The 13,348-nt window shown below is 74.1% G+C and carries 17 protein-coding genes; 8 read left to right on the top strand and 9 right to left on the bottom strand.

What is annotated here, in order from left to right; genetic code table 11:
* Nucleotides 1-2: 2 nt before the first annotated feature.
* The 3 genes from AC54T2_RS13975 to AC54T2_RS13985 are packed head-to-tail and all read right to left on the bottom strand — an operon-like array spanning nt 3 to nt 1,560.
* Nucleotides 3-365 carry a hypothetical protein gene (locus AC54T2_RS13975; RefSeq protein ID WP_489974959.1) on the bottom strand — a complete coding sequence of 121 codons (363 nt, stop codon included), beginning with the start codon at nt 363-365 and terminating at the stop codon, nt 3-5.
* Nucleotides 362-1,264: an N-acetyl-1-D-myo-inositol-2-amino-2-deoxy-alpha-D-glucopyranoside deacetylase gene (gene mshB, locus AC54T2_RS13980; RefSeq protein WP_186340581.1), complete on the bottom strand. Its 903-nt coding sequence runs from the start codon at nt 1,262-1,264 to the stop codon at nt 362-364. The genes AC54T2_RS13975 and mshB overlap by 4 nt, the downstream gene beginning before the upstream one ends.
* Complete coding sequence (locus AC54T2_RS13985; RefSeq protein WP_241005180.1) at nt 1,261-1,560, bottom strand: hypothetical protein; 300 nt, start codon at nt 1,558-1,560, stop codon at nt 1,261-1,263. The genes mshB and AC54T2_RS13985 overlap by 4 nt, the downstream gene beginning before the upstream one ends.
* A gap of 41 nt (nt 1,561-1,601) precedes the next feature.
* Between AC54T2_RS13985 and AC54T2_RS13990 the strand changes: the two genes are divergently transcribed.
* A complete protein-coding gene (locus AC54T2_RS13990; RefSeq protein ID WP_496666471.1) occupies nt 1,602-2,708 on the top strand; it encodes a hypothetical protein in 1,107 nt (368 codons plus the stop codon).
* A 188-nt stretch (nt 2,709-2,896) separates the two neighbouring features.
* Here the strand turns inward: AC54T2_RS13990 and AC54T2_RS13995 are convergent, their stop codons facing one another.
* The 3 genes from AC54T2_RS13995 to AC54T2_RS14005 are packed head-to-tail and all read right to left on the bottom strand — an operon-like array spanning nt 2,897 to nt 6,180.
* Nucleotides 2,897-3,703 carry an acyl-CoA thioesterase gene (locus tag AC54T2_RS13995; RefSeq protein ID WP_496666472.1) on the bottom strand — a complete coding sequence of 269 codons (807 nt, stop codon included), beginning with the start codon at nt 3,701-3,703 and terminating at the stop codon, nt 2,897-2,899.
* Nucleotides 3,704-3,728: 25 nt separating this feature from the next.
* A complete protein-coding gene (locus AC54T2_RS14000; RefSeq protein ID WP_496666473.1) occupies nt 3,729-4,802 on the bottom strand; it encodes a family 43 glycosylhydrolase in 1,074 nt (357 codons plus the stop codon).
* 28 nt (nt 4,803-4,830) lie between these two features.
* The gene (locus AC54T2_RS14005; protein ID WP_496666474.1) at nt 4,831-6,180 is read right to left on the bottom strand and encodes a cytochrome P450; all 1,350 of its coding nucleotides are present in this window, start codon (nt 6,178-6,180) and stop codon (nt 4,831-4,833) included.
* 32 nt (nt 6,181-6,212) lie between these two features.
* Here AC54T2_RS14005 and AC54T2_RS14010 point away from each other — a divergent pair, with 32 nt between their 5' ends.
* The 4 genes from AC54T2_RS14010 to AC54T2_RS14025 are packed head-to-tail and all read left to right on the top strand — an operon-like array spanning nt 6,213 to nt 9,590.
* Nucleotides 6,213-6,545, top strand: coding sequence for a DUF3054 domain-containing protein (locus tag AC54T2_RS14010; protein ID WP_186340575.1), 333 nt, complete (start codon nt 6,213-6,215; stop codon nt 6,543-6,545).
* Nucleotides 6,532-7,761, top strand: coding sequence for an MFS transporter (locus AC54T2_RS14015; RefSeq protein WP_489974965.1), 1,230 nt, complete (start codon nt 6,532-6,534; stop codon nt 7,759-7,761). The genes AC54T2_RS14010 and AC54T2_RS14015 overlap by 14 nt, the downstream gene beginning before the upstream one ends.
* Before the next feature lie 30 nt (nt 7,762-7,791).
* Nucleotides 7,792-8,688, top strand: coding sequence for a carbohydrate kinase family protein (locus AC54T2_RS14020; RefSeq protein ID WP_496666475.1), 897 nt, complete (start codon nt 7,792-7,794; stop codon nt 8,686-8,688).
* Entirely contained in the window at nt 8,682-9,590 is a 909-nt protein-coding gene (locus AC54T2_RS14025) for a pseudouridine-5'-phosphate glycosidase (RefSeq protein WP_489974967.1), read from the top strand. Before AC54T2_RS14020 ends, AC54T2_RS14025 begins: the two co-directional genes overlap by 7 nt.
* Here the strand turns inward: AC54T2_RS14025 and AC54T2_RS14030 are convergent.
* Nucleotides 9,581-9,979, bottom strand: coding sequence for a YccF domain-containing protein (locus tag AC54T2_RS14030; RefSeq protein WP_496666476.1), 399 nt, complete (start codon nt 9,977-9,979; stop codon nt 9,581-9,583). The genes AC54T2_RS14025 and AC54T2_RS14030 overlap by 10 nt on opposite strands.
* A 45-nt stretch (nt 9,980-10,024) precedes the next feature.
* Between AC54T2_RS14030 and AC54T2_RS14035 the strand changes: the two genes are divergently transcribed.
* The 3 genes from AC54T2_RS14035 to AC54T2_RS14045 all read left to right on the top strand — a co-directional run bounded on the left by AC54T2_RS14035 (nt 10,025) and on the right by AC54T2_RS14045 (nt 11,871).
* Nucleotides 10,025-10,441, top strand: coding sequence for a VOC family protein (locus AC54T2_RS14035; RefSeq protein ID WP_186340571.1), 417 nt, complete (start codon nt 10,025-10,027; stop codon nt 10,439-10,441).
* The gene (locus AC54T2_RS14040; protein ID WP_241005182.1) at nt 10,438-11,016 is read left to right on the top strand and encodes a GNAT family N-acetyltransferase; all 579 of its coding nucleotides are present in this window, start codon (nt 10,438-10,440) and stop codon (nt 11,014-11,016) included. The genes AC54T2_RS14035 and AC54T2_RS14040 overlap by 4 nt, the downstream gene beginning before the upstream one ends.
* A gap of 87 nt (nt 11,017-11,103) precedes the next feature.
* Entirely contained in the window at nt 11,104-11,871 is a 768-nt protein-coding gene (locus AC54T2_RS14045; protein WP_496666477.1) for an NIPSNAP family protein, read from the top strand.
* A gap of 61 nt (nt 11,872-11,932) precedes the next feature.
* Here AC54T2_RS14045 and AC54T2_RS14050 read toward each other — a convergent pair whose 3' ends face one another.
* On the bottom strand, nt 11,933-12,379 hold the full coding sequence (locus AC54T2_RS14050; protein ID WP_186340569.1) for an Rrf2 family transcriptional regulator: 447 nt from the start codon (nt 12,377-12,379) through the stop codon (nt 11,933-11,935).
* Nucleotides 12,380-12,432: 53 nt separating this feature from the next.
* Complete coding sequence (locus AC54T2_RS14055; protein WP_186340568.1) at nt 12,433-13,302, bottom strand: alpha/beta fold hydrolase; 870 nt, start codon at nt 13,300-13,302, stop codon at nt 12,433-12,435.
* Between the last annotated feature and the right edge of the window lie 46 nt (nt 13,303-13,348).

A 13,348-nucleotide genomic window follows, 5' to 3' on the forward strand; every position in this document is an offset into this window, starting at 1 on the left:
GTCTAGGAGGGCAGGCCGCGAACCCCGGGATCGTCGGCGCGAGCCGCGGGCGTACGACGACTCGCCCCGACCGTGGCCAGCGCGACCCCGAGGAGCACCGCCGATCCGGCCAGGAACGACCACCCCGCCGCGTCCGCGGAGATCAGGTGGCCGCCGCCGGGCCCCTCAAGGGCGCCTCGCGCGACCGGTGCGCACCAGCCCAACGCGAAGGCCACTCGCGGGGCGCCCGCCGGCAGCCAGCCGAGGACGGCCACGGCGGCCCCCAACGCGAGCAGCAGTCCCCACCAGCGCTGGTGCACGAGCGTCCCGGCTGCGCCCGAGACCAGACCGACCAGGAGGGCGACCGGGACGAGGAGCGCCCTCACAGACCCGCGAACAGGTCCTCCTCGAAGCCGTCCGGGCCCGGGGCGCCCGGCGTGCCCTTGGCGATGCGGTAGTACTCGTCGGACCACCACGAGTGTCCGCTCTCCGCGCCCGCGAAGAACCCGCCGTCCTGCTGCACCTGGGTGCGGTGCTGGGCCAGCGCGTCCATCTTGCGCTGCACCGTGGCCGCGCCGTCGACGCGCGCGCTGATCAGCTCGTCCGGGGTCACGAAGGGCGGCAGCTTGCCGTCGGGGTCCATCCCGGCGAAGGTCTCGGTGTCGCCGGACTCGCGCAGCTGGCGCAGGCTCTCGCGCATCCGCGACTCGCTCATCGCGGTCCAGTAGACCTTGGCGATGTCGTGGGGCTCGCCGAGGTCGAGCTTGTAGGACGGCACGGCCGCCAGCTGCGCGCCGTACATCGCGACGCGGTGGGCCTGGATGTGGTCGGGGTGGCCGTAGCCGCCGAACTGGTCGTAGGTGACGAGCACCTGCGGGCGGACCTCGCGGATCACCTTGACCAGCTCGTCGGCGGCCTCGGTGAGGTCGGCGTTCCAGAAGGCGTTGTCGGGCAGCGTGTCCGCGGCGACCGCGTGACCCTCCTCGTGCCAGGCCATGCCGGAGTCGTGGAAGCGGCCGAACCCGCCGAGGAAGCGGTGGTCGGTGACGCCGAGCACCTTCATCGCCTCGTCGAGCTCACCGCGGCGGTGCTCGCCGAGCCCGCCCTGCTCCTCGTAGGCGAGGTGGGAGAGCTCGGGCACGAGCACCTCCCCCATCTCGCCGGCGGTGCAGGTGACGAGGGTGACGCCGACGCCCTCGTCGACGTAGCGCGCCATGGTGGCGCCGTTGTTGATGCACTCGTCGTCGGGGTGGGCGTGGACGAGCAGCATGCGTCGGTCGGTCATGACTCAGAGCCTAGGTCGGGACGCTTGATCCGGCGGGGAGCAGTGGGCAGGTCGAGCGCGGGGGGCGGTGCGGACGACGGGGCGTCGTGGCCGTCCTCGTCGAGCCAGCCGTCATGGACGTCGACCAGGACCTCCAGCATGAACGCCGGGGCATCGCTGAGCACCGCCCAGGGATGGTCCTCGTCGTCGTCCTCGCCCGCGAGCCGCTCGCGCTCCACGTGCGCCTCGAAGCCGTCGGCGCGCAGCCGGGCGACGACCGCCTGCGCGTCGTCCTCGTCGAAGAAGATCGCCCTCACGCGAGCATTGTCCACCGCCCGCGGCTGGCTAGGGTCGGAGGATGACCACCGCCTCCGAGCCGCCCGACGTCGTGGGGGTGCACCTGAGGCGCACCGACGAGAACGTCCGCGAGATCGCGGCCCTCGCCGAGGTGCTGGGCGAGCCGGCCGGGCTCGACGGGCTGCTCGACGACCTGAAGTGGGACCTGCGCCGATCCCGGGCGCCGCGCCTGCTCGGCCGGGCGGTGCGCGAGGCGTACCGCTGGGACTCCTACGACGAGCGCGACGTGCAGTGGTACCCCCAGGGCATCTCGACCAGCGCCGACGCCTCCGACACCGAGGACATCGCCGGGCGCCGGGTCCTGGTGACGACCTGGTACTCCACCGGCCGCGACGGCGTGAAGCGCGGCTCGCGGGTCAGCGTCGTCGACCTCGACTCCCGTCGCTACCGCCACGTGCTGCTCGTGGTGCCGGTCCTCGACGAGTCCGGTGCGCTCACGCTGCGCCCGATGAGCATCCACGCCGGCGGCATCGTGTGGGCCGGGCCCTACCTCCATGTCGCCGCGACGGCCCGGGGGTTCGTGACCGCCCGCGTCGACGACATCATGCGGGTGCCCGGCGACGACGACCACCAGGACCGGTTCGGCATCGAGGGCGCCACCCTCCACTCCTACGGCCACCGCTACGTGCTGCCGGTGCGCTTCACCTACCGGGCCTCCGCCGACGAGGGGCACGAGAAGCTGCGCTACTCGTTCATGTCGCTCGACCGCCACTCCGACCCGCCGGCGCTGGTGGCCGGCGAGTACGCGCTGCACCGGGACGCGACGCGGAGGCTGGCCCGCTACGAGCTCGACCCGGAGACGTGGCAGCTCGCGACCGGCGAGGACGGCTCCTCGCGGCCGCTCGCGGTCGACGACGGCGGGGTGCGGCAGATGCAGGGGGCGGTGATGGCCGGTGGGCGCTACCACGTCTCGGTCTCGCGCGGTCGGCTGACGCCCGGCAGCGTGTGGTCCGGGCGCCCCGGCTCGATGCGCGAGCGGCGCTGGGCGCTCCCGATGGGGCCCGAGGACCTGTCCTACTGGCCCTCGACCGACCGGATCTGGTCGGTCACCGAGCATCCCCGCCGCCGCTGGATCGTGGCCATGGACCGGCGGTGGCTCGACCGCTGAGCCGGCCGCCGGTGCCCGGGGTCGCCGGGGTCGCCGGGGTGCTGATGGTTCATCAAGGTATGCAGGGAAACCCGCACTTCCCACGGTGAGCTGATCGAGGGAAGTGCGGGTCCAGCGACATACCTTGATGAACCGTCGGTCGCCGGGAGCACCTGAGTCGCTAGGAGACTCAGCGGACAGTGCGCAGGTCAGCGGCGCGGCTGCATCGCCAGCTGGCGGCTCTGGGCGACGAGCCGGCCGGCGGAGTCCCAGACCTCGCAGTCCTCCTCGAACATCCCGCCCGCCACGTTGCGGGTGCGGTGGGAGACGGTGAGCCAGCCTGGCGCAGGGACGCCCCGGACGTGCACGGTGAGCTCGAGCGTCGGGGCCCAGCCGGGCCGGCCGAGGTCGAAGGTGACCGGCGGGAGGGCGTCGCACACCATCAGCAGACCCACCGGGTCGACGTCGTGGCCGTCGGCCATCCGGAACCACGCCTGGATGTGCCCCTTGCCGCTGGGCTCGCCCATCGCCCAGCCGACGCAGGCCGGGTCGAAGCGCATGTCGAAGCGCTCCATCATCGGCGCCAGGCGTCGTACGTCCTCCGGGGCGGTGGAGGCGGGCACGCACTCCTCGAGCGGCGGGAGCACCGGCTCCTCCGCCGTGGTGTCCACGTCGTCGGGCATCGCCCGGAGGTCGCCGTAGGTCGCCAGCACCGAGATGCGGGTGGTGCCCGCCTGGCCGAGCTCGGCGGCCACCGTCGCGACCGAGCCGCCCTCGCGGAGCACGCGGGTGGACACCTGGGCGGGCCCGGGCCGCGAGGCGGACACGTAGTGGGCGCTCACGGCGAGCGGGTGGGGCTTGGTGGGCACCGTCTCGGCGATGGCGCGGCCCACGACGCCGAGGAGGTAGCCGCCGTTGACCCCGCCCCCGACGATCCAGCCGGGGTCGAGCTCGGCGCCGAACAGGCCGTCGCCGGCGGCGGTCAGGGAGGTGTGCGCGTCCCACTCGGAGGCCATCCGAAGAGCCTAGGGCGGGCCCGGGTCAGCGGGCGCGGAGCCAGGAGGTGACCTGCGGCACACCGTCGGCCCAGCCCAGCCGGGCGGCGTACAGCGCCCGCCGGCCCCGCTGGCGCGGCTTGTGGTCCCACTTGCCCCTGCCGGCGCACGGGAGCGCGGTGCCGCGGCACGTCCAGCCGTGCAGGAACGCGATGAGGCCGCCGCGCCGGCCGTCGACCAGGTCGGCGCCACCTGGACCGCAGAGTCCGGTGGTCGTGGTGTCCAGGAACACCCCGCCCGTGGCGGTCGACCAGTCGAGCAGGGCGGGCGAGCGTCGCCAGGTGGTGCGGTAGCCGCAGCGCGTCCAGTCGCCCTCGGATGCGAACAGCACGTAGCCCTCGGGCCGCAGCGTGAGGACGGGGTTCTCCAGGACCCCCTCGGAACGCAGCAGCTCCTGGCTCGTCGCGCCGCTCCTGACCGACTGCCCGTCACGGGTGAGCGCGACGATCCGGATGGTGGAGGGGATCCGGTCGGTCTTGTAGAGCAGGTAGGACGTGCCGTCGACGTCGCGGAACCAGGACGGGTCGATCACCCCGGCCCGTGGCAGGGTCGGGTCGCGCGGCAGGAGTGGGTCCTGCGCCAGCGGCGTCCCGGCGTACGACGGACACACGAGCGGCGCGCTGCCGACGGGGCGGAACGGCCCGCGGGCCGAGCGTGACCGGGCCACGCCGATGCAGCGGCCGTGCTCGCCCATCCCCTTCACCGGCGTCGCGTAGTAGAGCAGCCACCGTCCGCGCACCCGCGCCACGTCGACCGCCCACACGCCGCCGGCGCGCGACCACGACGGCTTGTGCGTCAGCAGGCTCGGCCCGCGCCGCCACGGGCCGTCGGGCTGCCGCGACCAGGCGTGCGGCACGAGGTCTCCGGTGGCGTACGCGACCAGGCCGCCGGGGGTGGTGACCACCGCGGGGTCGGGGAAGTCGAGGTTGAGCACCGGCCGCGGCACCCACTCCTCCGCGGGGGCGGCGGAGGCCGGACCGGAGGCGGCCGGGCCGACGACGGACAGCAAGGTCGCGGCGAGCAGCAGCACGAGCAGGCGGGCTGCTCCTCGTTTCGGCACCGGGGGAACGTACCCGCCGACGGCCGGGTCAGGGACGCAACGTGGCCGGGAGCCGCTCGAACCCGCGCAGGATGCGGGTCTCGCGACGACCGGCGCCGGGCTCGAGCCGCAGGTCGGGGAACCGCTCCCAGATCGCCCGCAGGCCGACCTCGCCCTCCATCCGGGCGAGCTGCGCGCCGAGGCAGTGGTGCCGGCCGGCGGAGAAGGAGATGTGCTCGCGCGCGTTGGGGCGTGCGACGTCGAAGCGCAGGGGGTCGGTGAAGACGGCAGGGTCGCGGTTGGCGCCGCCCAGGATCGCGGTGACCATCGCGCCACGGCGCACCGGAGCGCCGCCGACCTCGGTGTCGCGCACCGCCATCCGGCCGGTCAGCAGCACGGGCGGGTCGAGGCGCAGCGCCTCCTCGACCGCGTTGGGCCACAGGGACGGGTCGGCGGCGAGCGCGGCCCGCTGGTCGGGGTGGTCGTGCAGCAGCGAGATGCCGTTGCCGAGCAGGTTGACCGTCGTCTCGAAGCCGGCCGCCAGGACCAGCCCCGCCGTGGCCTTGAGCTCGGTCTCGTCGAGGCCGCGGCCCTCCTCGCGCGCGGCGACGAGCTGGCTGAGCAGGTCGTCGCCCGGGTCTCGGCGCAGCGACTCGAGGTGCTCGCCGAGCCAGTCGTCGAACCGGGCCAGCGCGCGGCTGACCGAGCGGTAGCGCCAGAAGCCGAGCCCGAGGTCGAGGCTCGGGGCAGCGGCCGAGCCGAAGGCGAGCACCTGGCCCCGGTCGCGCTCGGGCACCCCGAGGATCTCGGCGATGACGGTGACCGGCAGGACCGCGCAGTAGGTCTCGACGAGGTCGACCGGGTCGGACGCGCGGGGCGCCAGGGAGTCGAGCAGGTCGGCGGCGATCTCCTCGGTGCGCGCCCGCAGCCGCTCGACGGCGCGCATGGTGAAGACGCGGGTGACGAGCCGGCGGTAGCGGGTGTGGTCGGGCGGCTCGGTCACCAGCAGCGACGGCGGCTCGACCGGGTGGAGCGAGTCGGGGGCGGCCCAGCGGGTGACCCGGCCGAGCGCACCCTGCGCGGTCGGCAGGCCCGTACGGAAGTCGTCGCTGGTGAGCACGTGGCGCACGGCCGCGTGGTCGGTGGTGACGTGGCCGAGCCGGGAGCGGTAGAGCGGTCCGCGCGACCGGATCTCCTCGATGAGGTCGAACACCTCGTCGGCGCCCGTCGCGCCGACCCTGATCAGCCGGGCCTGCAGGTCGCCGCGACCGGCTGCGCGGCGCAGCACGAGGGTGGGCAGCCCGTGGGCCACGCCCCAGTGGACGCCCGACCTCAGCTCGCGCCCGACCCCCGGTCCCCCCGGCGTCCCACGGACTGGGCGGGACGCGGGCGAGGACATGCTCCGAGACTAGTGCTGCCTAGGCTGACGGCATGTGGCTCGTGATCGACCTCGTCCTCGTCGGCGTCTTCGCGGTCGTCGGGCGGCTCAGCCACTACGACACGCTCAGCGTCGCCGGCTGGTGGACCACGGCCTGGCCGTTCCTCGTCGGCACCCTCCTCGCCTGGGCCGCGCTGGCCGCCACCCGGCGACCGCCCTCCGCGATCTCGTCCGGCGTGCTCGTGTGGCTGGGCGCGCTGGCCGGGGGGATGGTGCTCCGTCAGGCCGGCGGCCAGGGCACCGCCCTGCCCTTCGTCGTGGTGGCGACCCTCGTCCTCGGCGCCCTCCTGGTGCTGCCCAGGATCGCTGCCCGTGCCGCGCGCTGACGACCGCGCTGACGACCGCGCCCGCGCTGCCCCGCGCGCCTCGGGGCTCGGGCTCGGCGTGCTCGTCGCCGCCGTCGTCCTCGTCTCGGTCAACCTGAGGCCGGGGGCGTCCTCGATCGGCCCGGTCCTGGAGGAGGTACGCGTCGGGCTCGGCATGGGTGCCGAGGTGGCGGGGGCGCTGACCGGGGTGCCCGGACTGGTCTTCGGCCTCGCCGGCGCCCTCGCGGTCGGCCTCGCCCGCAAGGTCGGTATCAGCGCGGGCATCGCGTTCGGCCTCGCCGTGGCGGCCGCCGGCCTGCTCCTGCGGGTGACCGTGGACGACGCCCCGCTCTTCCTGCTGCTCACCGTCGTCGGCCTGGCCGGGCTGGCCGTCGGCAACGTCCTCGTGCCGGCCTGGATCAAGGCCCGCGGGCACACCGTCGCGCTGATGACCGTCTACGGCACCGGGCTCGTCGTGGGCGCCACGTTCGCCACGCTGGTGACGGCCCCCGTCACCGAGGCCGCCGGCTCGTGGCGCGCCGGTCTCGGCACGTGGGGCGTCCTGGCCGCGGTCGCCCTTCCGCTGTGGGGCTGGCTGGCCCTGCGCGAGCGGCGCTCCCCCGCCGAGCACCGGGTGAGCGGCGACGCGCCGCCCGACGGCCGGATGATCCACTCCCCGACCGCGGTCGCCCTCACCGTCCTGTTCGGCGTGCAGTCGATGCACGCCTACGTGCAGTTCGGCTGGGTGCCGCAGATCTACCGCGACGCGGGCATCTCCGCCTCGCACGCCGGGGCGCTGCAGGCCCTGCTGTCGAGCGTCGGCATCGCCGGCGCGCTGGTGCTCCCCACCGTGATCGACCGCGGGCGGGGGCTCCGGGCGCTCGCCGTGTCCTTCGGCGTGCTCCTCGCCGGCGGCTACACCGGACTCCTCCTCGCCCCGGCCACGACCCCCTGGCTGTGGGCCCTGATGCTCGGCTACGCCGGGCTGGCCTTCCCCACCTCCATCGCGCTCATCACCGCGCGCACCCGCCACCCGTCGGTGACGGCGCAGCTCTCCGGGTTCGTCCAGCCGGTGGGCTACGCGCTCGCCGCGATCGGCCCGTTCCTGGTGGGTCTGGTCCACGACGCGACGGGCGACTGGACGCTCGTGCTGGTGCTGCTGGCGCTCACCGCCGTGCCGCTGACGCTGGCCGGCGTACGCGTGGCGCGGGCGACGTACGTCGACGACGAGCTCTGAGTCGGCCCCGGGCATGTCAGGATCTGCCCCGTGAGCCAGTGGGTGGTGGTCGTCGGCGGGACCAACATGGACGTCGTCGCGCGCACGTCCGCGCCGCTCGTCGCCGCGACCAGCAACCCCGGCCGGACCCGGATCTCCCCCGGCGGCGTCGGCCGCAACATCGCCGCCTGCCTGGGCCTGCTCGGCGCTCCGGTGCGGCTGGTGTCGGCGGTCGGCGACGACGCGTTCGGCGACGAGGCGCTGCGGGTGACCGCCGCCTGTGGCGCCGACGTGGGTGCCGTACGCCGGGTGCCGGGCGCGACCGGCACCTACACGGCCGTCCTCGACGACCGCGGCGAGCTCGTGGCCGCGGTCTCGGACATGGCGATCGTCGACGAGCTGGTGCTCGACACGGTCCACCTCACCGACGCCGCGCTCGTCGTGCTCGACGGCAACCTCGCCCACGCCCAGGCGGCCCGGGTCGTGGCCGCGGCGGCCGCGGCCGGCGTGCCCCTCGCGTTCGAGCCCGTCTCGGTGGCCAAGGCCGCGCGGCTGGCCGACCTGGTGCACGACCTGTTCCTCGTGACCCCCAACGCCGACGAGGTCGCCGCGCTGACCGGTCGCCCGGCCGCCGACTGGCGTGGGTCCGTCGCCGAGCTGCACGACCGCGGTGTCGAGCACGTGTGGCTGCGGCAGGGCTCGGCGGGCTCGTGGATGTGCAGTCACGGCGCCGAGCCGGTCCACCTCGCGGCCACGCCGGCGACCGTGGTCGACGTGACCGGCGCGGGCGACGCGATGCTCGCCGCGTGGGTGGCGGCGTGGCTGCGCGGCGCCGATCCCGTCACCGCCGCCCGGCTCGGCCACCGTGCCGCCGCCGCCACCGTCGAGAGCCCGTCCACCGTCCGGCCGGACCTGGCCGACGCCCTGAGGGAGGAACCCCGATGCTGACCGTCACCGACGAGGTCCGCGACGCGCTCGCGTCCGGGCAGCCCGTCGTCGCGCTGGAGAGCACGATCATCAGCCACGGCATGCCCTACCCGCAGAACGTCGAGATGGCGCGGACCGTCGAGGGCATCGTCCGCGAGGGCGGGGCCGTGCCGGCGACGATCGCGGTGCTGCACGGCCGGCCGAGGATCGGCCTGTCCCCCGACGACCTCGAGCTGCTCGCCTCCGACGACTCGGTCGTCAAGGTCTCGCTGCGCGACCTGCCCTACGTCGTGTCGCGCGGCCTCCACGGCGCCACGACCGTCGCCTCCACGATGCGGCTCGCGGCCCTGGCCGGCATCAGCGTGTTCGTGACCGGCGGGCTGGGCGGCGTGCACCGCGGCGCCGAGACGTCGTACGACGTGTCGGCCGACCTGACCGAGCTGTCGACCACCTCGGTCGCCGTCGTCTGCGCCGGGGTGAAGAGCATCCTCGACATCGGGCTCACCCTGGAGAAGCTGGAGACCCTCGGCGTGCCGGTGCTGGGCTACGGCACGGACGAGTTCCCGTCGTTCTACTCGCGCTCGTCGGGCTTCGCCGCTCCGATGCGGGTCGACTCGCCCGCCGAGGTCGCGGACCTGGTGCGGGCCAAGTGGGACCTCGGCCTGGCCGGCGGTGTCGTCGTCGCCAACCCGATCCCGGCCGGGTCCGAGATCCCCGCCGACGAGATCGGCGCGATCATCGACCGCGCCCTGGCCGACATGGACTCGCTCGGCATCACCGGCAAGGACGCCACCCCCTACCTGCTGGGACGCATCGTCGAGATCAGCGACGGAGCCTCGCTGACGGCCAACATCGCCCTCGTCGAGCACAACGCGCGCCTGGGCGCGGAGATCGCGACGGCGTACGCCGCCCGTCAGGCGTAGGCGTCGAACTCGCCGCGCTGCGTGGGCACGATGTCCTTGCCGAGCGGTGCCAGCGAGATCGGGACCATCTTGAGGTCGGCGAGAGCGAGCGGGATGCCGACGATCGTCACCGCGAGCGCGACCGCCGACACGATGTGGGCGATGGCGAGCCACCAACCGGCCAGCACGAACCAGATCACGTTGCCCAGGAACGACCCGACGCCCGCCGAGGGCTTCGTGACGACGGTGCGGCCGAACGGCCACAGCGCGTAGACGGCGATGCGGAACGACGCGATCGCCCACGGGATCGTGATGATCGGGATGCAGAGCAGCACGCCGGCGACCGCGTAGCCGACGAACAGCCAGAAGCCGCCGAACACCAGCCAGATCACGTTGAGCACGAGGCGCACGCCATCATCAAAGCACGGGCGGCTGTGAGGTGTTTCAATCGCTGCATGGCCTCCCGACTGACCGAGATCTCCCTCGACTGCCACGACCCCGACCGGCTCGCCGACTTCTGGTGCGGCGTGCTCGGCTGGGACGTCCTCCACCGCGAGCCGGGCCTCGTCGAGATCGGCCCCGCGCGGGTCGAGGACCAGGCGCTGCTCGACGCCGTGCGCTCCGGACCGGTCTGCCCGACGATCTTCCTGGCGCAGGTGGAGGAGGACAAGGTGGTCAAGAACCGCTCGCACTTCGACGTCTCGCCGGTGGACGTCTCGCAGGAGGAGGAGGTCGAGCGCATCCTCGCCCTCGGCGCCACCCACGCCGACATCGGGCAGACGGGCGAGGAGTCGTGGACGGTGCTCGCCGACCCCGAGGGCAACGAGTTCTGCGTGCTGCGCAGCCTCGCGCCGGACCACTTCACGCTGTGACGCCTCTGGCCCTCGACCTCCCGGTCGAGACCGAGCGGCTGCTGCTGCGCCCCCACCGGATGGAGGACCTCGACGACCTTGCCGCGTTCCACTCCGACCCCGACGTCGTGCGCCACGTGCCGTGGCCGGTGCGCGACCGGGCCGCCACCGAGGAGACCCTGCGCGTCAAGCTCACCCAGACCGAGCTCCTCGCCCACGGCCAGTGGCTCGTCCTCGCCGTCGAGCTCCGCGAGACGGGGACCGTGATCGGCGAGGTGCTGCTCAAGTGGGCCTCGGACCGCCAGGGAGAGGTCGGCTTCGCGCTCCACGGCGACCACCAGGGTCGCGGCTACGCCGCCGAGGCCGCGACCGCGATGCTGCGCCTGGGCTTCGACGACCTCGGCTTCCACCGGATCACCGCGGTGGTGATCGACGGCAACGACGCCTCCGCCCGCCTGCTCGGGCGCCTCGGCTTCCGACAGGAGGCCCGGTTCGTCGACGGTGTGCACTTCAAGGGCGAGTGGGCGACCCAGCTGGTGTTCGCGCTGCTCGCGGACGAGTGGCGGCGCGGCGCCGCCCCGCGCCCGCTCGCCTGAGGTCGCGCCTGGACCTACCCCTGGCGGGCCTTGCGTCGATGGCCACCTCAGTGTGTAATCACTTTGGTTACGATCTAGCGAGGACACATGACCAAGCCACCGTCCAGCATGTCGGCCGCCGCCCTCGTCGAGCTCCGCCAGTACACGCTCAAGCCGGGAGCTCGTGGCGACCTGGTCGAGCTCTTCGAGCGGGAGCTCATCGAGCCCCAGGAGGCTGCCGGCATGCGCGTGGGCGGGGTCTTCCTCGACCGCGACGACGCCGAGCGCTTCGTGTGGTTCCGCGGCTTCACCGACATGGCGGCGCGGCGCCAGGCGTTGCAGGGCTTCTACCACGGGCCGACCTGGGCACGCTTCCGCTCCGCGGCGAACGACACCATGCTCGACAGCGACGACGTCCTGCTCCTCCGCCCGACGTCACCGGCGCACCCGTTGCGTGGCCCGGGTGCGCCGCGCTCGGCGCACCCGGGCTCGCCGCCGTCCGACGAGTGGGTGACCGTGTCGGTCTACGGGCACGACCCGGACCCCGAGCTCGCACGATGGCTGGCCACGGACGTCCACGCCGAGCTGGAGGAACGCTTGCAGGCCCCGGTTGCCACGTACCGGTCCGAGCCCGCGGAGAACGACTACCCGGCGCTGCCGGTGCGCGCCGACAACGTGTTCGTGTGGAGCGCGGTCTTCGCCGACGAGGCGGCCTGTCGCGACGCGAGGCAGCGGCTCGAACGGAGCGCCACCTGGCGCAACGACATCTCCCCGGCGCTCGAGCGCCGACTCTCGACGAGGCAGCACCTCCGGCTGCAGCCGACGGCACGCTCGCAGCACCCGGCCGCGTCGCCCCACGAGGCGGGGCCGTCCTGACCGTGCCTGCGGCGGAGCGCACACCGAGGCCCGAGCGTCGGCTCGCCCGTCCGGAGGAGGATCACGCCGGGAGCGGCCGCTCCCGCAGGATCCGGTCGAGCACCTCGGCGACCGTGTGCCCCTGCAGCACCTGCGCGACCGCCTCCTCGGCGTCTCGGTAGACGCGGTCGAGCACGTCAGGGATGCCGTGCCCGACGGGGCAGTCCGGCTTGGGCGGGTGGGGGTGCAGGGCGAAGACCGGGTCCTCGCCCAGCACCCGGTGCACCTCGCGCAGCGTGATCTCGCCGGCCGGTCGGGCCAGCTGCCAGCCGGCCCCGGGTCCGCGCCCCACCACCCTCAGGAGGCCCGCGTCCCGCAACGGCGCGAGCGTGCGCCTGATGAGGACCGGGTGCGACTGCAGGCTGTCGGCCACCTGCGCGGACGTCAGCGTCGCGGTGCCGCGTCGCGCCGACAGCTCGAGCCAGCACAGCGCATGGATCGCCGTGGTGAGTCGGCTGTTGCTGCTCACGTGCCCTCCCGGGATCGCGTCCTCGCTGGCACCACGTTATGTAACAACGTCGGTTACGGACCAGGGCTGGTGTCGGCGTCGCCGTCTGCCATGAACTCGCGGAGCGCCCGTGCGAAGCGGTCGGGGTCGTCGAGGTGCGGGAAGTGGCCGGCGCCCTCGAAGAGCTCCACCCGGCAGCCCGGCAGTGCGCGCTGGGCGCTCAGCGCGTGCCAGGCGGGGATCATCCGGTCGCGCGAGCCCCACACGATCAGGGTGGGCGGCGGTGTCACGGCACCCAGGTGGTCGTGGGCACTGATGCTCTGGCCGCCGATGTCGATGACGGCCCGGGTGGTCGCGAGGAAGGACCGGCGGCTCTCGCGGTCGCCGAGCGAGGTGAAGCCGCGCCAGATCGCACCGATGTCGGCCCCGGGCCTCCAGCCGACCTTCCGAGCTCCGCGGCCCAGCGCCTCGACCCGCTCCAGGACGGGTGCGGAGGCGATCACCCCGAGCACCTGCGCGGCGCCGGGGAGCGTGGCCGAGCGCAGCACGAGGTGGACCTCGCGACCGAGGCCGCCGCTCGCCACGAGCACGAGCCTGTCCACGCGCTCGGGGAACAGGTAGTAGAACTGCATCGCGATCCCGCCGCCGAGCGAGTGGCCCACGAGCGTGACCCGTTCGATGCCGAGATGGTCGAGCAGGTCGCGCAGCGTCGCGGCGTGCGAGCTGAGCGAGTAGTCGCCCGTCGGCTTGGCGGAGTCGCCGTGCCCGAAGAGGTCGGGCACCACCACACGGTGATCCTCGTCGACCGCGTCGACGAGGTGGGACCACTGGCGCTGCGAGCCCAGGATGCCGTGGATGAAGAGGACCGCGGGCCCCGAGCCACTGTCGACGTACGACAGCTCGTGTCCGTGGAGCACGACCGTCCGCGGAGCCAGGGGGGTCATCGTCGCTCCCGGGGTCGAGAGGGGGTGGGTTACCCCACGGTAACCC

Source organism: Nocardioides sp. Z35_8 (assembly GCF_059621125.1).